The sequence below is a fragment of the Bacillus sp. SLBN-46 genome, assembly GCF_031453555.1.
GTDB lineage: Bacteria > Bacillota > Bacilli > Bacillales > Cytobacillaceae > Neobacillus.
Genome location: NZ_JAVIZM010000001.1, coordinates 2802791 through 2821313, shown reverse-complemented (window position 1 = coordinate 2821313; position 18523 = coordinate 2802791). Strand labels below are relative to the sequence as shown.

The window sequence follows — 18523 nt, the reverse complement described above, 5'->3', positions numbered from 1 at the left end:
ATTTTATAGAATTCCAAGCATTCTAACCGTTTGGGTAATGATTAATGGAACCAAGATGGCGATGACTGTTGGGATAAGGAAGGCCATGACGGTCCATTTTTTACTTTTTGTTTCTTTGTAAATATTAATCAATGTAGTTCCGCATGGATAGTGCAATAGTGAAAATAACATCATATTTAACGCGGTCAGCCACGTCCATCCATGATCAAGGAAAATATTCTTTAAGTCCGCTAAATTATCAACTTCAGTTAAGGAACCTGTTGATAAATAACCCATTAAAAGGATAGGCAAGACAATCTCATTAGCCGGTAACCCAAGAATAAATGCCATCATAATATACCCGTCAAGGCCGAGCATTTTTCCAAACGGGTCTAAAAATTCCACTGCATACATCAAAATACTTGTATCACCGATATAGATATTTGCGAACACCCATGTGAGGATGGCTGCTGGAGCAGCAACTTTAACCGCACGTACTAAAACCGACCACGATTTAGTTAAAGAAGAACGTATCACCGTATCAAAAATCTTTGGCCTTCGGTAAGGCGGGAGCTCTAAAGTATAATGTGTAGGGACTCCCTTTAAAGCCGTTTTTGACAAAACCCATGAGACAAAAAAAGTGACGATAATTCCAAATAATACAATTCCGACAATAACCCCTGTGGTAACCAAGGATTTTAACCCACCTGTAAAATTAGCAGCCATAAACAGAGAAGCTAATACTATCAATGTTCCCCAGCGTCCGTTGCATGGTACAAAGTTATTTGTCAGTATGGCAAGCATTCTCTCCCTTGGAGATTCAATGATTCGTGTCGATATGACAGCGGCTGCATTACAGCCAAAGCCCATTGCCATTGTTAAGGATTGCTTACCGTGTGCTCCCACCCTCTTAAACAAACGATCCATATTAAAGGCAACTCTTGGCAGATAACCATAGTTTTCAAGAAGAGCAAAGGTTGGAAAGAAAATTGCCATTGGCGGCAACATCACACTGATGACCCACGTCGTTCCCCGATACAACCCGAGAACTAATATTCCGTGAACCCAATCAGGCGCATGCAGGAACTGAAAGAATGAAGTAAGATATCCCTCGAGGAATCCAAAAAATTCGGCTAACATTGATGAAGGGATATTCGCTCCAGCAATTGTTAAATAGAACAGTACACCTAGCATGGTAATCATAATTGGGAATCCGAATATTGGTGAGGTAAAGATCGCATCCAATTTTTCCGTACGCAAATCCTGTTTTGATTTCGTGTAAGAAATGCCTTCATGACATAATTTATGACTCCGGTCGTATAGATGTTGGACAATCTCATCTCTAACCTCTGATGTTGACAAACTTCGTGCTTCTGCATAAAGCTCTTGAAGACTCATTTCCTATACCTCCTCAGCTACCACTAACCGCTTACTTAGTTCATTAAGTAAAGCCTCATCACCATCTAGTAATCTTAAAGAAACCCAGCGGGCAGAAAGATGATTTCCGACGATTCCCCGAACTTTTGGCTCAATTTGTTTGATCTTTTCTTCTATTTCATCAGGATACGTGATTTGTACCGGATTACATTCTATTGCTCCTGTCACAATACGATCTATCGTATCTAGGAGCATAGGAAACCCCTTTTTATTCCTTGCAGAAATTTTAATTACTGGTACACCTAATCGATTTGTCAGCAACCTTTCATTTATATGAATCCCACGCTGTTCTGCAACATCGATTAAATTTATACAAATCACTACGTTTTTTGTCATCTCTAGCACTTGTAATGCCAAATTGAAGTTTCTTTCTAATGAGGTGGCATCTAGAATTACAAGCGTAATATCTGGTTTCTCAAAAACAATATAATTGCGTGCTACTTCTTCATCTGTTGAGTTGGAAAAAAGTGAATATGTCCCAGGAAGGTCAATCAGATGAAAGGTTTTGTCTTTATACTGAACACTTCCTTGTGCATGTGAAACAGTTTTTCCTGCCCAATTCCCTGTATGCTGACGAAGCCCTGTAAGAGCATTAAATAAGGTACTTTTACCCGTATTCGGATTTCCTGCTAATGCAATGCGATATTCATCCCGCATCAGAAATCAGCTCCCCCTCAATTTTGGAACTTTCCTCTTTTCGTAAGGCAATCGTTGTTTGACTCACACGAAAAGCAATAGGGTCTCCTAATGGACTCTTACGAACAACTTCTACTAACGCTCCATTCACAAAGCCTAAATCTAGCAGTCTTCGTCTCATCACACCATCTAAATTTAAGGATGTTATTTTTATTAAATTTCCCTTTTCCCCTTGAACCAATTTCATTGTTTTAGGTTTATCCATCTCTCTTTCCCCACTTTCAAAGTTTTTACCTCGTGCAACTTTTGTTTAATTATATGTGATGATTCCCCTATTTGTCACCTTTTTTTAAAAAATAAGCTGCCTATTTTTAGGCAGCTTATCAACTATCGCTTATTATAAAATAGTAAACTCATTCCACTCCTCGGGCAGAAGGCTCTGGTAGTGGTTGTGTAAAAATCGATCATCTATCAGGACGATGGTTCCATGGTCGTTTTCAGAGCGAATTAATCTGCCTCCAGCTTGTAACACTTTATTCATTCCTGGATAGATGTAGGCATAATCATAGCCACTCTTGTTCTTTTTATTAAAGTGATCCTTAATAAGATTTTTCTCAAAACCTATTTTAGGTAATCCGACTCCTACGATGACCACGCCGTTTAATCGATCACCGATTAAATCTATTCCCTCTGAAAAAATACCGCCGAGGACAGCAAATCCTAGAACTCCCTTTTCTGATTTAGGCTTAAAGGTTTCTAGAAAGTGTTCCCGCTCTGCTTCAGACATTCCTGAAGCCTGAATAATCGTTTGTGTTTCTTGGTCCTCTGCCTTAAACCCTTCATAGACAGTTAGTAAGTAATCATAGGAAGGAAAGAAGAAAAGATAGTTACCCGGTCGTTGTTTTACCAATGCCAGTAACACACGTATGATTTTCTCTTTTGTCTGTTCGCGGTCACGATATCTGGTGGACAATGGTTTAATAAAAATATCCACCTGTTCCTTTGAAAAAGGAGAAGGAATGGAGAGTACATAATCTCCCTCGTTTCCTCCAAGAATTTCTTGATAATAAGGTAACGGTGAAAGGGTGGCTGAGAAAAATACTTTTGTTCGATATCCTTTCCCCATTTGTGCAAGTAGTTTAGAAGGGTCCATACAAAAGAGCTTGACCAGCAAATCATTCTTATTTTTTTCTGCATAAATAACATAATGTTCATCAACAAAATCAGCAATTTTTATGAATTGATTCACCTTAAAATAGGCTTCCAATAAATTCGGTAAGGCATTTTTTATAAGCATTTCTTCTGCCTTTTTCACAAAATCAATAAGATGACTTACGAAGGTTTCATTTAAAACCTCTAACACCATTTCATTCTCTCTGTCCATATCCTTTTTCATAGAAATAAAGATGGTATTGATCTTGTTGGCAGACTCGTAAATTTCTTTATCGATCCCTTTATAATCTTTTTTCAATTGTAGAAACATTTCTTTATTTAGTGATGCTGAGAACATATCCCTCCCCCGGTCAACGAGGTTATGTGCTTCATCTACCAGTAAAACAGTTGTTTTCTTTTGCTCTTCAACTAAGCGTTTTAAGGATACTCGTGGATCAAAAATGTAATTGTAATCACAAATAACACCATCAGCGGCATAGGAAAGGTCAAGCGAAAATTCAAATGGACAGATCGAATGCTTACGTGCATAGTCACCGATCACTTCACGGGTCAGTCTGTCTTCCTTGGATAAAATATCAAGAATAGCTCCGTTGATGCGGTCATAGTACCCGTCAGCGAATTCACAATAATCCTTTTGGCACTTGGTCTCTTCCTTAAAACAAACTTTGTCCTTTGCGGTAATCGTGACAGTTTTCATACATAATCCGTGTGATGTCATCCTTGCAAAAGCTTCCTCTGCCGTTGATCGTGTAATTGTTTTTGCTGTAAGATAAAAAATACGGGTTAGATGCCCTTCCCCTATCGCCTTAACTGCTGGAAAGAGGGTAGATATCGTTTTGCCAATTCCGGTTGGTGCCTTAACAAAAAGATTCTTTTCATCTAAAATGGATTTATACACAGCTCCCGCTAATTTCCTTTGGCCTGCACGATACGTTTCAAAAGGGAAAGGGAGATCTTTTATACTCGCATTTCGCTTTAATCGATGGACATGCATCAATCTTGCATAGGGTGCATATTTTTCAATCACATGAAAGACAAATGCCTCGAGCTCTGAAAAATGACAAATAGTTTTTAACTGCTTTTTTTCTAAGGTATCCACATGTACATAGGTAAGCTGAACGGTGATTTCCTGTAATTCATGATCCAGCATATACATATAGGCATACATTTTTGCCTGTGCCCAGTGGACAAGGACCCCTTCCAAGTTCAGTTCCTCAAGTGGTCTTGAAAAAGATTTAATTTCATCTATCGTCACGACATGATCCTGAAACAAAAGTCCATCACAACGGCCGTCAATTAGAAAGGTAAACTCTTCAAAGGGAATTTCTGATCGAAGATACACTTCTTTCTGATCACCATCTTTATAAGTTTTCTGGATCGTTTGATGAATTCTTGTTCCATCTAAAAGAGATGACTGAGAGCGGAAACGGTTATCTATGCTACCAGCCAGATAAACATGTTCTACAAGCTTCCGAACAGATAGTTGAATCGTATTTGTCACATGATCACCAACTAATAATAACATAAGAATGTATGTTTGTATTTTAAGTATAGCAGAAATGAATTCATAACAAAAACAAGTAAGGACTACATCGCCCTTACTTGTTTGATATTTTTAGGGTATTTTAGATTTATAACCTAATTTGACCTGTACCACGGACAATTGTTTTTGTCGTTGTAATTGCCTTTATGCCCATTGGTCCCCTAGCATGAAGCTTTTGCGTACTAATTCCGATTTCTGCCCCATAGCCAAACTGCTCCCCATCTGTAAAGCGGGTAGAAGCATTATGGTATAAAACCGCCGCATCCACCGATTGATAAAACAAATGAACATTTGCCTCATTATCACTAATAATCGCTTCCGAATGCTTCGTACCATAACGGTCAATATGTTCAATCGCTTCCTTTACATCGCTAACCACTTTAACTGCTAATATAGGTGCTAAGTATTCTGTGTGCCAGTCCTCTTCTAGGGCTTGCTGTACAAACGGATAAGCAACTGCTAATCCTTCATCCCCCCGAAGTTCTACTTCCCGGTCATAAAGGGCTCTTAAGAGTTCCGACTTATAAGGCCATTTTTCATGAATTAACAACGTTTCAGCAGCATTACATACGGAAGGCCGATGTAATTTGGCATTGATAGCAATTTCAATTGCCATTTTTTCTTCAGCTGATTCGTCAATATACACATGGCAATTTCCAACGCCCGTTTCTAAAACTGGAACAGTAGCATTTTGGATAACGGATTGAATAAGTCCTGCTCCGCCTCGAGGAATGAGGACATCTAGGTATTGGTTCAACTTAAACATTTCAGAGGCTGTCTCACGGCTTGTGTCCTCCAATAGTTGAACCGCATCCTTTGGAATCGACGTTCCTTCGAGTGCCTCTTGCATAGTATGGACGAGGGCTTTATTGGAATGAATTGCGGTAGAACTACCTCTTAGGAGAACCGCATTTCCAGCTTTTAAACAAAGACTTCCTGCATCAACCGTTACATTCGGCCGTGCCTCGTATACCATCCCAATAACCCCGAGCGGAACCCTAATCGTTTCAATTCGAAGTCCATTTGGTCGTTCCCAAGCATCAATTGTTTCACCGATTGGGTCCTCTAAATGTATTAATTGACGAACTCCATCCACAATCTGTTCGATTCTCTCGTTTGTTAATGAGAGTCGATCAATTAAAGAGTCTGATAATCCATTTTTTTTTCCGGTCTCTATGTCCTTCGCATTTTCACTGACTATCCATTCTTTGTTAGATTGGATATGATCAGCCATTTTTTCTAACGCTTCGTTTTTTTCGTTGGATGAAAGCATTCCTAATGTTTTTGAAGCATTTTTTAAAAGACGGGCTTTCTCTAGTAATTCATTCATTCTCCCACTCACTCCTTTGGCATAATGACCCAATTATCACGATGTATTACTTCTACTTTTTTATTAATCGAATACCCTTTCGATTGTTCACCAGGTAAGCCTTTCACTTTTAATAAATTTTTAGAAGAATAATAAATTTGCCCCTTGCCTATGACATTCCCTTTTTGGTTTCTAACCATGACAACGTCTAAGGCATTAAACTCGCCGATGACATTGGTAACTCCTACAGGCAGCAAGCTCTTTCCATGAAACACAATAGCTTTTTCTGCGCCTTCATCAATCTCAATTACACCGCCGACTTGCGAATGATAAGCAATCCATTGCTTTTTCATTTGCATTTGTGTTTGGAAGGGTCCTCCAATATATGTCCCGTCGCCTTTCCCAGTTAAGATATCAACCAGTTTTTCCTTTCCAGTGCCGGTGCCGACAAAAACACTGACGCCAAGGGATAATGCTTTTTTTGCAGCAAGCAGCTTTGACTTCATCCCTCCTGTACCGACAGAAGAACCACTTTCTCCAGCAACTGAGATGAGTTGATCGGATATTTCTGGGATAAAATGATATTTTTTTGCCTCTTTATTCACTTTTGGATTTCCATCGTAGAGGCCATTGATATCCGTTAGAATAATTAACGCATTGGCATGTAGAAAACCACTAACCAGTGCTGACAATAAATCATTGTCTCCGAAGGTCAATTCCTCAATTGACACGGAATCATTCTCATTAATAATTGGTAGAACTCCTCGTTGAAGAAGCTCGGTCATCGTTGAAAATAAGTTTTGAAACCGGACCTGACTGTAAAAATCTTCTCGTGTTAATAAAATTTGAGCTGGAATGATACCAAACTCTTTAAACAGTTGAATGTACTGCTGCATTAGTAGACCTTGCCCGACAGCTGCAGCTGCCTGTTTACCAGCTGTACTTTTAGGTCGTGTTGGATATCCAAGCGATCCAAAGCCTGCAGCAACAGCTCCGGAAGAAATGAGAATAACCTCATGCCCCTGTTCCTTTAAATAGGACAGTGCTTTCACATGATCATTTATTTTTTCTTCTGAAATATGCCCCGAGGCACTTGTAAGTGAGCTGCTTCCAATCTTCACTACCACCAGCTGTTTTTTCATCTGTCTTCGGACCTTTCCTTAATAAAATAAAAAAACGACTCTCCTGTCCTTAAAAAAAGGACGGAAGAATCGTTTCCGCGGTACCACCTTTATTGATGCAGGAAACTTGTGCCTACATCCACTTGAACCTGTAACGAGGGAGGACGGCTTATGTTTGCATAAGCAGCATGTGAGGGCAGGTTCAATTATTTTTCCGTGAGAAACCTTTCAGCCAGTGGGTTTCATTCTCTAACACGTTCCAATGATTTACTAATCCCATACCATTTTTCTATTTTTCAATTTATTTGATTATCCATAGAAAATAGTAAATTGTCAAGACGGATTTTATAGATTAATAAGTTCTTAGGAGGCTTAACATGTAATTGTTCACATAGAAATTTAGGTACCCGAATAAAATTATAAGTAAAATAGGTTGAATAGGGTATTGGGAAATAGGAGGTTATTTAATGGAAAAAAGCAGCTATAAACGTTTGTGGGGTTATGCCACTATTGGTATGTTAACAACTGTTGTCGTTCTGGCTTTTGCAAGGTTATCTTATGGAGTGATTCTTCCGTTTATGCGAGAGGGTCTTCATCTAACGTATAAGGAAGCAGGTTACCTGGGTACCACCACTTCCTTAGGATATTTAAGCACCATTATCTTTGCAGGGATTATTGCATCAAGATGGGGTGGTAAACAGACTATTTTACTTGGAATTTCACTTGTTACGCTAGGCTTAGCTGGACTCACTTTTACTTCTTCATTCCTAGTCACCTTTCTTTTTATGCTTTTATTAGGGATTGGGACCTCCTTTACCTATACCCCTTTTATCTCCTTGCTGGTTGCCTGGTTTCCGCAAAAAAAGGGATTTGTCATTGGTTTAACAACGAGCGGGGCAGGTATTGGAATCCTCTTTGCAGGAATCATCGTTCCCTACCTTGGCAGTTTGAATTCCGAGATAGGTTGGAGAATTGCCTGGGGAGTATTCGCAGTTATTGGGTTGATTGTTGTATTGCTAACTTTATTATTTATAAAAAACCCACCAGTTGAATTGGCTTCTGAACAGGACAGCCGGAAAGAATCTCCAAAAGAAATCTATAAAAATCCGAAAGTGATTAATGTTGGATTAATCTATGGAATTGTTGGTGTAACTTACATTGTCCAGATGATTTTTATCATGAGCTTTATGATTGAATCAGGCATTAACATAAAGTTTGCCGGGCAATTAATGGCATTGAATGGGATTTTGTCTATTTTTAGCGGACCGATATGGGGATTTATTTCTGATAGAATCGGACGGAGAACGTCGCTCATTTTAACAATGGGCCTGACTTTATTTTCTATGGCACTGCCTATTTTCTTTACCACGCTCCTAGGCTTTACCATCCATATCATTATATTAAGCTGCACGTCTACCGGTTTATTTACGTTAACGCAGGCTTCAAGTATGGACCATGTTCGGCCTACTGACATGCCATTAGCTTTTAGTTATGTTACCTTTTACTTTGCAGTGGGTCAATTTATTGGACCAGCAATAGCGGGCTGGTTGATCGAGGATTTTGGCGGATTCAAGAGCGCTTTTTTATTTTCGTCTCTGTGTTTAGTTGTTGGGTTGTTGCTGACGTTTAAGGTAAGAAATTCTGAACAACATGTTCGATTGAAATCAACGATTCATAGTGAATTATCTGAACGAGTTACACAGTAAAATTGGATTCGCGAATAAACTTATCATATTCGCGAATACCTAATAAGAATTCGCGAATAAAAAGCAATAATTCGCGAATAAACTCTCAAAATTCGATAATAAATTTAACATTTTAATCAGAAGAAATAATTTTTCTGGCTGGATTACCTCAAATATAGAAAATTTGTATATAAGAGTAGAAACTGAAGCTAAAAACGCCGCAATTTCTACTCTTTTTTCATAAACTGCCCTAAAAGATATTCGGATACTTTCTCGGAATCAAGTCTTACCGCAATGTATGGCGGTTTAACACCTTTCAGCCCTTCTAAAGGCAACCCCAACCAAAGAAACCGTTGATCGATGACGATAAATGGAAACGACAAACCCTCGTCTACTCTTTCATTTACCAAAAGCTCCGGCCATTCATCATCCGAAATTATCGTTAAGTTCACCTGTTGTGCTCGATTTCTTAACCTCTCCCTCCATTCTTCCGTTAGAACCGTTTGGGATGGTAAAGAAATCACAATTGACCTCCTAGCCATTTCGATATCTTTAAATACCCTATCAAGCTTACGTCCGTGCATCCATTGCAATCGTGGGTGCTGATTCCGAAGCCACTTACCGATATCCACTGTGCCAACCAATTGTTGGCGAAGCTCTTGGTGTTCCACCAACTTTCTCAGTGTTTTTCCAGTATACACATGATTACGAATAAATGAACGATTGCTAACATGAATAAACTTACCCTTCGTTCTTGTGATTGCTACATTGATTAATCGTTCACTATCTTTGCCAGTAAGAAGCATGCCTGCACGGGTTTGAGGGTCGCTATCGACGGTGTCAAAAATCATCACATCACGTTCACTGCCTTGAAAGCGATGGACGGTTGCTGCAATAAGATCGGCTGAAACTCGTTCCTTTTCATAAATATCTTCTAATAGCAGATTCATCAGCTGAGCTTGAGCACGGTATGGAGTTACATAACCAATCGACTGAAATCCAGCCAGGTAGGATTCATGAATTAATTGGAACGACAATAATACTTGCCATGGATTCATTCGAGAATGAGATGTTCGCTCTTGTATACAATGCCTACCTGTATAGCTGGTATCAATAAGAACAGAGGCACGGCCCTGAAAAGGTGCTTTTTCAACCATACTATTCCTGCTAGAGTGGACACTCTCATGGTCACCAACTAGTGAATGATATATATACTTGTTAGTGAAGGCTGATATATCAGGATGCATTCTCCTTTGCTCTTTTAATAAAAAAAGATGGGGGTGGAGTCTGCCCTCATTTACCCATTCAACAACACCTGATCGATGAAAGATGTCCTCCTTTAGCCATGTACTTACTAAGTGATCCCGTGAAGAAGCAATCGGCGGCAATTGCTTAAAGTCACCGCAAATTATCACACGTTTCCCGAGTGAAGCAGCAAAGGCAGCCTGTGGTACATAGGCCATACTGGCTTCATCAAGGATGATAACGTCAAACTCTTTTTCAAAAATGGCGGAATCGGATGCTGCTTTTGCAAGGGTTGCCCCAACTACATATGCATCCTTTATGAATTCGATTTCTTTTTGTCGGATTTTATCAAGCACTCGTGCCATTTTTGTCTCTAACTCTAAAAGGTAATTTGTATCTCGCTTACTAAAGGAGCGGGCCAAATCCTGCTTTAGCTTCCTTCTTTCTTCCGTCAGCATATCCTTCTCTTCAGCTAGCATAGGACTATGGAGCTGAAGAAGTTGACTCGTAGTGATGGCTTCATGATTGGAATGTAGTCCACCTGTATTTCCCCCATAGCGTAGTACCTCTCCTTCACGAAAGCGGTTTTTCTTTTTTAAAAAAGAGGTAACTTCACTAATTAACACGTCTACTGCTTGGTTACTATGAGATAATACCAGAACCCGTTTATCCTGAAAGTATTTATTAGCCGCCACACGTGCTAAGGTATAGGTTTTTCCTGTTCCCGGGGGACCCCAAACAAAAGTTATGGGATTATATTTTGACCGTAGAACTAACTCGTGTACATTGCTTTTTATCTTTTCAATCGGATGTTTCGCTGGCATGGATGGATCCATCAATTTTTTGACACGAAGACGCTTTTGTTTGTTCTTTTTGATATCATCTAGCCGTTCGATAAGATGTTCAAGCAGTTCCCACGGATCATGAAACAGATAGGCTTCCGGGATTAAATCGCCAAATGACTTTTCTAAGTCAACCATTACCCCTCTTCCCTCAGAAGAAAGCACACGTCCATTTTGTTTCATGCTTCCCCATTCGATCCTAATGTTAGAACCTACAGGAATTTGTGAAGGTCCTGATGTATCAAAGTAATACGTATAGGAACCTTCTGTTGACAGCAGTCTCCCATTGGTGACAAGAAATTTATTACTACCGTATTTTTTTAAATAAATGATTTCATTTTGCAGTGCCTGCTGCCATTCTCTTATGTATGATATTGTATTTGTCATTTTTCTCTTCCTTTAACATTTACCTCTTAATAAGAATAGTCTATTTATAGCCCTAAAACAAAAGGAGAATTTTGGCGGTTGTAAAATAAGGAGGAATGTCCATATGAGTAAATTAAATTACTTAGAAATTACTTGGAATTTTAAGAGCTATTATCAAACACTTCGAGATATTAATTACTATCTAAACAGTGATGCTGAAGTTGATCATGTAAAACTAAAAGCAACATCTTCAGTCATTTCAAAGTTAATCCTTGGTTTTATTCGGACTAATGGAACCAGCTTTAGAGAAATGGATCGCGAAAAGTACGAAAAAGAGTTTCTAATTTTTTATGATGATTTTCTTAGTGTAATACAAAATAGTGGTGAAAATAATGTCGACTTTGAGCAATTCACGGCTCTGATTGATGAGATAATTGGGATAGCCGTCAGGAGAAAGGACGCCCTTGACAAAATTCAAAAAGAAAAACTTGGAAACTCTGTTGAAAACGAAGAGGTTATTGAGGAAGTAGGTGACCATTTTTCTAACATTGATGAAGAGCTTTTGACTAAAAAAGAGGTAAGCAAAGCGGACGTACCTGTAGATGATAAAATTGATAATATTATAGTTGAAGACCAAAAACAAGAAGAAGTTGACAATAAGAATGTTGAAGTTGAAATTGAAAATGGAAGCGATGATGCAAATTTTGTTGAAGAAGAAGATAGAGATTTAGATTCTGATATGGGATATAGATATAATGAAAATCTAGATGGTAATATCAATGTGTTTGAAAGTGATGATAATTATCGCTTTAGACCAAGAAAGAAAAGATTTAGATAGTCGATAAACAAATTGACTCATAGAGATCCCTTCCCTATGAGTCAATTTGCTTTTTACATAAAAAAATCGCCTTAAAGGCGATTTTAAGTGAATTAGATTGACACATCTCCAATGGAGAAAGAGCAGTTTAATGCTTCTGAAATTTTAGCTAAGGTTGATATTTGTACATCAAGCTCGCCATCCTCTATTGCAGTAATGAGGTCGGCATCTAAACCAGATAAAGAGGCAAGTCTTTCAATTTCAATTTCTCGATTTACTCTTATTTTCTTTAGTTGATGTCCAATATTGTTCATGATAAACACTCCTCGTGTATGTAAGCGATTACATTTTGTAAATATAATTATAGTAAACTATCTAAAAATTTTCAATACTTTTTAGATTAAGAGGAATAGAAAGTCGAGAGACAGACCCAAATGTAAAGAAGATCCGCCTCTCGACTATTCTTTGAACATGACAACTTTCATTTACTCGTTAATTAATTAGTATCCAGTTCCCTGACCGCCAGTAATGATGGCAATACTTGAGCTAGCACCAATTCTCGTTGCACCAGCTTGAATTAATTTTCTAGCTGTATCTAAATCTCTAACACAAGCAGATGCTTTTACTCCCAAGTCTGGTCCTACAGCTTCACGCATTAACTTGATGTCTTCCGCTGTAGCACAACCAGGGCCAAAACCAGTTGAGGTTTTCACGAAATCTGCGCCAGCCATTTTTGCTAAAATACAAGCCTTTTTCTTTTCTTCAATTTCAAGAAGTCCTGTTTCGATGATTACTTTTACAGGAGCATGACCTTTCGCAGCTAACACAACACCTTCGATGTCCTTTTTCACTGTTTCGAAATCACCTGATTTAAGCGCACCAATGTTGATTACCATATCAATCTCAGTTGCACCATTGGCGATTGCATCGCGTGTTTCAGCAATTTTGACAAATGTGCTTGTGGCACCTAATGGAAAGCCAACTACTGTTGTAATACCCACACTAGAGCCTTTAAGTTCTTTTGCAGCTGTTGAAACCCAGTAAGGATTTACACATACTGTGGCAAATTTATGTTCTTTCGCTTCTTCACAAAGCTTCACAACTTGCTCTTTAGATGCTTCAGGCTTTAATAGTGTGTGGTCAATCATTCTAGCTACAGAAGGACCTGTAATGATGTTAGATGAAGAACCTTCTTTATATGTTACGTTTCCAGAAGAAACAGGTTTTACTTCTTTTAACTCTTCTTTATTCGTTAATTGCTGCATAATTTGATTTGTTATTTGTTCAACCAATGCTTCAATTTGCATCGTGCTCACCTCACATTAATGTAATCGATCAACGATACCGGCAATGACCGCATCAAAAGAACCTTTTGGGTCTTCTAAAATATCTCTTGCCGATCCACCCTCTTCTAGTATCAGCACATAATCGCCAACCCCTGCATGAAAGCGGTCAAACGCAATCATTGCATCACCGCATTCTTTACCTGATGCGTCAACTGGGATGACAACCATGAGCTTTTTATTTTGATGACTGGGTGTTTTAATCGTTGAAACGACATTCCCTACTACTTTTGCTAGTTTCATTATTTTGCTACAGGAAGAATTTTCTCGATATCTGAGTGTGGTCTTGGGATTACATGAACTGATAAGAATTCTCCAACACGCCCAGCTGCATCCGCACCTGCTTCAGTTGCTGCTTTTACTGCACCAACATCACCACGAACCATTACACATACTAAGCCTCCGCCCACATTTACTTTTCCAAGTAATGTCACGTTTGCTGCTTTTGTCATTGCGTCTGCTGCTTCAATAGCTCCTACTAAACCTTTTGTTTCGATCATTCCTAATGCGTTACTCATTTATATTTCCTCCATTCATTTAGTTACATTATAGTAGTCGATAATTCCTAATATCCCCGCGTCTGACGGGACCAAATCTTTGTTTAGTGGTAAGGAAGATTCTCTGCTTTTTGCTAAGTAAACGAGGTCTCCTTCTCCTGATTGTCCAATCGTATCTATAGCCACAAGTGGTTTGCCTTTATCATTCAATTGATCATCTACTGGTTGAACAATCAGAAGCTTTAACCCTTTTAAATTTTCATTTTTATGTGTACAGACCATATTTCCAATCACTTTGGCTACAAACATTTTAAAACCTGCTTTCTAGAATTCCTTTAAGGCATCTTTAGAAAAATTTAACGCCCTAAGAAACGGCTTTCTATTTCCATGATTTTCGTTACTCGACGGTCATGACGTCCGCCAGCAAAATCTGTATCCAACCATGTTTTTACTAATTGCTTGGCAAGACCTTCACCAATAAATTGACCGCCGATGGATAGCACATTTGCATTATTATGTTCACGGCTGTTTATTACCGATGATAAATCCCAGCAAACGGCACCGCGTACACCTGGTATTTTATTTAATACCATTCCGCTGCCAACGCCGACTCCATCTATCATAATCCCTACATACTCTTCATTTGTAGCGACTGTTTCACCTACAAGGAAAGCGATGTCCGGATAATCTACTGATTCATTGGCCTTACATCCATAATCTAAATATTCATAGCCTAATTCTGTTAAATAGGCTTTTAATTTTTCTTTAAGTTCGTATCCACCATGGTCGCAACCGATTGCCACTTTTTTCATTGATTTTGTTCTCCTTTGGCAAATACATTGATAATTGCATCAAATGAATGTGCATGTAAGCTAGCTCCTCCTACAAGAACACCATCGATATCAGGCATTGCACTGTACTCGGCTGCATTGCTTTCATTTGCAGATCCACCGTAAAGAATCGAGATGTTTTCTGCTTTTTGTCCAATCATATTTGTTAAAATTGATCGAATGTAAGAATGGGTTTGCTGGGCAAGTTCAGCTGTAGCAGATTGACCTGTTCCAATTGCCCATACCGGTTCATACGCTAGAATAAAATTGCTGGAAGCAATTTCTTTCAATGCACCGAATAGCTGGGTTGATAAAACTTGTTCTGTTTGCATTGAATTTTTTTCTTCTAGTGTTTCTCCAATACAGATAATGGGGGTAATGCCAGCCTGAATCGCCTGCTTAACCTTTAGATTAATTAGTTGATCATCTTCACCTGCATATTGTCTTCTTTCGGAGTGTCCGATGATACAATAATCACAGCCCACATCCTTTAACATACTGATGGATGTTTCCCCTGTATAGGCACCTTTATCTGCCCAATGTACGTTTTGCCCACCCAACCCAATGGGCTTCTTTGATTGGTTGATAAAAAGATGGGCTGGATACAGGAGCTGTGTCGGAGGACAAACAACTACTGAAACATCATTACTACTTTTTATTTTTTGGAAGAATTCAGCAGTCTCAGCTAGATTTTTATTCATTTTCCAATTGGCAATGACATAGGTTTGCCGATCGTTTTGAAGCTGAAGTTCACCTAGAGACTGACCAATGACATCTCTTACCAAATTTTTGATATAGCTTTCAATGGATTGTTCCATCATGTTGCCCCTTATTCAGTCTTTGGTAGGATACCTTCTACATCTCCGTTTGGACGTGGAATGACATGTACAGATAGTAATGAGCCCACACGCTGAGCTGCTTCTGCACCAGCTTCTGTTGCAGCCTTAACGGCACCTACATCACCGCGAACCATTACAGTAACAAGACCAGCACCAACTAATTCTCTTCCAACTAACGTTACGTTTGCAGCTTTAACCATAGCATCTGCTGCCTCAATTGCACCTACTAAACCTTTTGTTTCGATCATTCCTAATGCTTCTTGACTCATTTTATTTCCTCCTTTAGTTATAACCTCTAATTTTGGTTTTTCTTGTTTTTTTGCTTTTTCTTCTTGTGAAGTGACGGTTTTTTCTTCTTTTGCCTTAGCCAATTACAAACACCCCACTATATGATTCTAAATCCATCAACTAAAACACAGCGGCGCTGGCGCGTAAATGTTTTAGCACTAGTTAATCCTTCACCTGTTGGGCCTGCAATGGTTAGTGTGGTGAATCCTTCACTTTCAAAGCCAAGTCCTGCAACAGATGGACCATTTTTAACAAAAATGGTCGCTTGAATTTCTTGTGCCATTTTTGTTAAGTTGGTTACATTTTGTGAGTGCATAATCGCTGTATGACGGTTACCCTTTTCAGCAATAACGGCTAACTCAATGGCTTTATCGACATCAGGAACTCTGACAATCGGTAAAACTGGCATTAACATTTCTGTCATCACTAATGGGTGATCCTTTGACGTTTCAGCAATAATGAGCTTCACGTTTGGACCTGCTTGAATGCCTGCAGCTTGTAAAATAACAGAGGCATCTTTTCCAATGTAGTCTCTGTTTGGATAAAACTTATCGTTTTTCTTCACAAGGACTGTTTCAAGTAGTTTTTCGAATTGGAAGCCTTTAAGTTCAATAGCCCCATTCTTTACCATTTCTGCCTTAAGGGCATTAGCCACCTTGTCAACAACAAATACTTCTTTTTCAGCTGTACATAGTACATTGTTATCAAAGCTTGCACCCTTAACAATATCTGCTGCTGCTTTTGAAATAATCGCTGTTTCATCTACAACAACAGGAGGATTACCTGGCCCTGCTGCAATTACTTTTTTACCTACAGACATCGCTGCTTTTACAACAGGTCCTCCGCCGGTAACCACAAGTGCGTTAACCTTTGGATGGTTCATGACTTGTGCTGACGTCTCTAAATTAGGTGCTGCCACCGATGTTAGAGTATTTTCAGGACCGCCCGCTGCTACAATCGCTTGGTTTAAAAGTTTAAGTGTTCTAATTGAAACTTGTTTTGCACTTGGATGTGGATTGTAAACAACCGTATTACCTGCGGCAATCAATGAGATCGAATTGTTAATAACGGTTGCTGCCGGGTTCGTAGAAGGTGTAATGGAACCAAATACTCCAATTGGTGCATATTCAACAAGTGTTAAACCATCATCACCAGAATAAGTGGTGCTAACTAGGTCTTCCACGCCAGGTGTCTTATTTGTTGCTAAAAGAATTTTGGCAACTTTATCTCCGACTCTACCAAGTTTTGTTTCTTCTACTGCAAGCTGTGCTAATTCATTAACATGCTTGCGGCTTGTTTCTCTCATGTTTTCAATCATTTGTCTTCTTGTTGACAATGGCAGTTTACGAAGCTTTTCCCATGCAACTCTTGCTGCAGCTGCAGCTTCGTCAACAGTTGCAAACACACCATCGCCTAAGCTAATATCATTTTGTGGGGAAGCAGGTGTATCAGCCGTTTGGTTTTGACCTAATTGCTGAAGCACTTGTTCAACCATTTTTTTGATATCGGTTTCATTTATTTGCAAAATTAATTACCTCCTTTTTTAAAGGTTAATGACCCTTGTATTTCAATTTGATCGACAATCCCTACAATTGCCGCATCAACGGGGACACCGTTTGTAATTTCGGTTTGTCTTGCTGAGCTTCCGCTGACTAGTAATACAACCTCTCCGACGCCAGATCCTACAGTATCAATAGCAACGAATGGTTTTCCGTCTTCCTCGATACTCTTCATATCTAATGGCTGTACAATAAGAAGTTTCTTCCCAGTCAACTTCTCTGCTTTAGTGGTGGATACAATGGAACCAACTACCTTACAAATAATCATTGCGTCCCTCCTTTCAAGCGTCTGATTTCGTAATCACAATCTTTAATTCTTTCGCTAAATCCTTTGCTGAAGGAGTAATCTTACTCCTTAGCGGAACAACTAGTTCCTTTAATCCTGTGTGAAAGGCCTTTTCCACATGCTTCGCTAGAATAAGGGACTGCTTTTCTTCGTAAGCAGTAAATTGATGTTCCACCGTTTGAGTAAGCTTATTTAACGGTACCCATTTCACCTGGTCAGTCTGAATCTGTCTTATGTAAGACTGTATGCGCTCCTGAACAGTATGTGGAGCATGAATTTGTTGATAAACATTTGGTTCTACCCCATTGCTTGCGATAACAACAGGCTTTCCAAGTAATTGATATTGAATAGCAACCCAAACTGCCAGCTCATCATCCATTGTTAATGCCAGCTTGGATAACAATTGATAGGAAGCAGCAGGAACCACAAGAACGGATGATTCTTCAATAATCGTAGTCAATTCTTGCTGATTAATCTCTTCTAATAAAACAAATGGTCGTTCGCTAATAGTTGAATATGAGTTAGCCCACTCTTTTGATACAATCAATTTTACTTCGTAAGTATTAAGGAGCGGGGTAATCGCTTCCAAAACATGAGAAGGATTTGGAGATTGATAACCTAATAGAATAGCAATCGGCTTTTTCTCATTCTCTAGTATTTTATCTTTTAAGTAAGCTTCCACCACTTGCTGGACTAATATTTTAATCTGTGATTGGATATCCACCAGC

The 18523-nt window shown here is 39.0% G+C and carries 20 protein-coding genes; 2 read left to right on the top strand and 18 right to left on the bottom strand.

The window, feature by feature from the left end; all coding sequences use genetic code 11:
• Nucleotides 1-3: 3 nt before the first annotated feature.
• From QFZ87_RS14555 to proB, 6 genes are all read right to left on the bottom strand, one after another.
• Nucleotides 4-1377 (bottom strand): nucleoside recognition domain-containing protein, encoded by a 1374-nt coding sequence (locus QFZ87_RS14555; RefSeq protein ID WP_309862522.1) that lies wholly within the window; start codon nt 1375-1377, stop codon nt 4-6.
• 3 nt (nt 1378-1380) lie between these two features.
• A complete protein-coding gene (locus tag QFZ87_RS14550; protein WP_309862519.1) occupies nt 1381-2073 on the bottom strand; it encodes a FeoB small GTPase domain-containing protein in 693 nt (230 codons plus the stop codon).
• The gene (locus QFZ87_RS14545; protein WP_374121079.1) at nt 2063-2299 is read right to left on the bottom strand and encodes a FeoA family protein; all 237 of its coding nucleotides are present in this window, start codon (nt 2297-2299) and stop codon (nt 2063-2065) included. The genes QFZ87_RS14550 and QFZ87_RS14545 overlap by 11 nt, the downstream gene beginning before the upstream one ends.
• A gap of 150 nt (nt 2300-2449) precedes the next feature.
• Entirely contained in the window at nt 2450-4750 is a 2301-nt protein-coding gene (locus QFZ87_RS14540) for an ATP-dependent DNA helicase (protein WP_396133924.1), read from the bottom strand.
• A gap of 106 nt (nt 4751-4856) precedes the next feature.
• Entirely contained in the window at nt 4857-6098 is a 1242-nt protein-coding gene (locus tag QFZ87_RS14535) for a glutamate-5-semialdehyde dehydrogenase (RefSeq protein ID WP_309862516.1), read from the bottom strand.
• Between the two features lie 8 nt (nt 6099-6106).
• The gene (gene proB, locus QFZ87_RS14530) at nt 6107-7219 is read right to left on the bottom strand and encodes a glutamate 5-kinase (RefSeq protein ID WP_309862512.1); all 1113 of its coding nucleotides are present in this window, start codon (nt 7217-7219) and stop codon (nt 6107-6109) included.
• Nucleotides 7220-7665: 446 nt separating this feature from the next.
• Here proB and QFZ87_RS14525 point away from each other — a divergent pair, with 446 nt between their 5' ends.
• On the top strand, nt 7666-8904 hold the full coding sequence (locus QFZ87_RS14525; RefSeq protein ID WP_309862509.1) for an MFS transporter: 1239 nt from the start codon (nt 7666-7668) through the stop codon (nt 8902-8904).
• A 206-nt stretch (nt 8905-9110) separates the two neighbouring features.
• Here QFZ87_RS14525 and QFZ87_RS14520 read toward each other — a convergent pair whose 3' ends face one another.
• On the bottom strand, nt 9111-11357 hold the full coding sequence (locus tag QFZ87_RS14520; protein WP_309862508.1) for an AAA domain-containing protein: 2247 nt from the start codon (nt 11355-11357) through the stop codon (nt 9111-9113).
• A gap of 103 nt (nt 11358-11460) precedes the next feature.
• Here QFZ87_RS14520 and QFZ87_RS14515 point away from each other — a divergent pair, with 103 nt between their 5' ends.
• Nucleotides 11461-12174, top strand: coding sequence for a hypothetical protein (locus QFZ87_RS14515; protein ID WP_309862505.1), 714 nt, complete (start codon nt 11461-11463; stop codon nt 12172-12174).
• A 92-nt stretch (nt 12175-12266) separates the two neighbouring features.
• On the opposite strand, the gene QFZ87_RS14510 is transcribed toward QFZ87_RS14515, so the two are convergent.
• From QFZ87_RS14510 to QFZ87_RS14460, 11 genes are all read right to left on the bottom strand, one after another.
• The gene (locus tag QFZ87_RS14510; RefSeq protein ID WP_308083968.1) at nt 12267-12467 is read right to left on the bottom strand and encodes a helix-turn-helix domain-containing protein; all 201 of its coding nucleotides are present in this window, start codon (nt 12465-12467) and stop codon (nt 12267-12269) included.
• Nucleotides 12468-12653: 186 nt separating this feature from the next.
• A complete protein-coding gene (gene deoC, locus QFZ87_RS14505) occupies nt 12654-13301 on the bottom strand; it encodes a deoxyribose-phosphate aldolase (RefSeq protein ID WP_308084173.1) in 648 nt (215 codons plus the stop codon).
• A gap of 174 nt (nt 13302-13475) precedes the next feature.
• The gene (locus QFZ87_RS14500; protein ID WP_308083967.1) at nt 13476-13739 is read right to left on the bottom strand and encodes a EutN/CcmL family microcompartment protein; all 264 of its coding nucleotides are present in this window, start codon (nt 13737-13739) and stop codon (nt 13476-13478) included.
• Nucleotides 13739-14014 carry a BMC domain-containing protein gene (locus tag QFZ87_RS14495; protein WP_308083966.1) on the bottom strand — a complete coding sequence of 92 codons (276 nt, stop codon included), beginning with the start codon at nt 14012-14014 and terminating at the stop codon, nt 13739-13741. The genes QFZ87_RS14500 and QFZ87_RS14495 overlap by 1 nt, the downstream gene beginning before the upstream one ends.
• Nucleotides 14015-14029: 15 nt before the next feature.
• Nucleotides 14030-14302, bottom strand: a complete 273-nt coding sequence (locus tag QFZ87_RS14490; protein ID WP_308083965.1) for a EutN/CcmL family microcompartment protein — start codon at nt 14300-14302, stop codon at nt 14030-14032.
• Between the two features lie 47 nt (nt 14303-14349).
• Nucleotides 14350-14805 carry a ribose 5-phosphate isomerase B gene (rpiB, locus tag QFZ87_RS14485; RefSeq protein ID WP_309862498.1) on the bottom strand — a complete coding sequence of 152 codons (456 nt, stop codon included), beginning with the start codon at nt 14803-14805 and terminating at the stop codon, nt 14350-14352.
• On the bottom strand, nt 14802-15644 hold the full coding sequence (gene tpiA / locus QFZ87_RS14480; RefSeq protein ID WP_309862496.1) for a triose-phosphate isomerase: 843 nt from the start codon (nt 15642-15644) through the stop codon (nt 14802-14804). The genes rpiB and tpiA overlap by 4 nt, the downstream gene beginning before the upstream one ends.
• An 8-nt stretch (nt 15645-15652) precedes the next feature.
• Nucleotides 15653-15931: a BMC domain-containing protein gene (locus QFZ87_RS14475; RefSeq protein WP_308084172.1), complete on the bottom strand. Its 279-nt coding sequence runs from the start codon at nt 15929-15931 to the stop codon at nt 15653-15655.
• 116 nt (nt 15932-16047) lie between these two features.
• Nucleotides 16048-17475, bottom strand: coding sequence for an aldehyde dehydrogenase family protein (locus tag QFZ87_RS14470; protein WP_309862493.1), 1428 nt, complete (start codon nt 17473-17475; stop codon nt 16048-16050).
• A 2-nt stretch (nt 17476-17477) separates the two neighbouring features.
• Nucleotides 17478-17777, bottom strand: coding sequence for a EutN/CcmL family microcompartment protein (locus tag QFZ87_RS14465; protein ID WP_309862490.1), 300 nt, complete (start codon nt 17775-17777; stop codon nt 17478-17480).
• Nucleotides 17778-17790: 13 nt separating this feature from the next.
• On the bottom strand, nt 17791-18519 hold the full coding sequence (locus QFZ87_RS14460; protein WP_309862486.1) for a hypothetical protein: 729 nt from the start codon (nt 18517-18519) through the stop codon (nt 17791-17793).
• Nucleotides 18520-18523: the final 4 nt, after the last annotated feature.

What these genes read in the sequence shown, in the direction of transcription:
- QFZ87_RS14500 (WP_308083967.1), bottom strand. Translation starts at nt 13,739, where the DNA reads ATGAAACTAGCAAAAGTAGTAGGGAATGTCGTTTCAACGATTAAAACA.
- QFZ87_RS14555 (WP_309862522.1), bottom strand. Translation starts at nt 1,377, where the DNA reads ATGAGTCTTCAAGAGCTTTATGCAGAAGCACGAAGTTTGTCAACATCA.
- QFZ87_RS14490 (WP_308083965.1), bottom strand. Translation starts at nt 14,302, where the DNA reads ATGTTTGTAGCCAAAGTGATTGGAAATATGGTCTGTACACATAAAAAT.
- QFZ87_RS14510 (WP_308083968.1), bottom strand. Translation starts at nt 12,467, where the DNA reads ATGAACAATATTGGACATCAACTAAAGAAAATAAGAGTAAATCGAGAA.
- QFZ87_RS14545 (WP_374121079.1), bottom strand. Translation starts at nt 2,299, where the DNA reads ATGAAATTGGTTCAAGGGGAAAAGGGAAATTTAATAAAAATAACATCC.
- tpiA (WP_309862496.1), bottom strand. Translation starts at nt 15,644, where the DNA reads ATGATGGAACAATCCATTGAAAGCTATATCAAAAATTTGGTAAGAGAT.
- QFZ87_RS14515 (WP_309862505.1), top strand. Translation starts at nt 11,461, where the DNA reads ATGAGTAAATTAAATTACTTAGAAATTACTTGGAATTTTAAGAGCTAT.
- deoC (WP_308084173.1), bottom strand. Translation starts at nt 13,301, where the DNA reads ATGATTGACCACACACTATTAAAGCCTGAAGCATCTAAAGAGCAAGTT.
- QFZ87_RS14465 (WP_309862490.1), bottom strand. Translation starts at nt 17,777, where the DNA reads ATGATTATTTGTAAGGTAGTTGGTTCCATTGTATCCACCACTAAAGCA.
- QFZ87_RS14475 (WP_308084172.1), bottom strand. Translation starts at nt 15,931, where the DNA reads ATGAGTCAAGAAGCATTAGGAATGATCGAAACAAAAGGTTTAGTAGGT.
- QFZ87_RS14550 (WP_309862519.1), bottom strand. Translation starts at nt 2,073, where the DNA reads ATGCGGGATGAATATCGCATTGCATTAGCAGGAAATCCGAATACGGGT.
- rpiB (WP_309862498.1), bottom strand. Translation starts at nt 14,805, where the DNA reads ATGAAAAAAGTGGCAATCGGTTGCGACCATGGTGGATACGAACTTAAA.
- QFZ87_RS14540 (WP_396133924.1), bottom strand. Translation starts at nt 4,750, where the DNA reads ATGTTATTATTAGTTGGTGATCATGTGACAAATACGATTCAACTATCT.
- QFZ87_RS14525 (WP_309862509.1), top strand. Translation starts at nt 7,666, where the DNA reads ATGGAAAAAAGCAGCTATAAACGTTTGTGGGGTTATGCCACTATTGGT.
- QFZ87_RS14535 (WP_309862516.1), bottom strand. Translation starts at nt 6,098, where the DNA reads ATGAATGAATTACTAGAGAAAGCCCGTCTTTTAAAAAATGCTTCAAAA.
- QFZ87_RS14520 (WP_309862508.1), bottom strand. Translation starts at nt 11,357, where the DNA reads ATGACAAATACAATATCATACATAAGAGAATGGCAGCAGGCACTGCAA.
- QFZ87_RS14495 (WP_308083966.1), bottom strand. Translation starts at nt 14,014, where the DNA reads ATGAGTAACGCATTAGGAATGATCGAAACAAAAGGTTTAGTAGGAGCT.
- proB (WP_309862512.1), bottom strand. Translation starts at nt 7,219, where the DNA reads ATGAAAAAACAGCTGGTGGTAGTGAAGATTGGAAGCAGCTCACTTACA.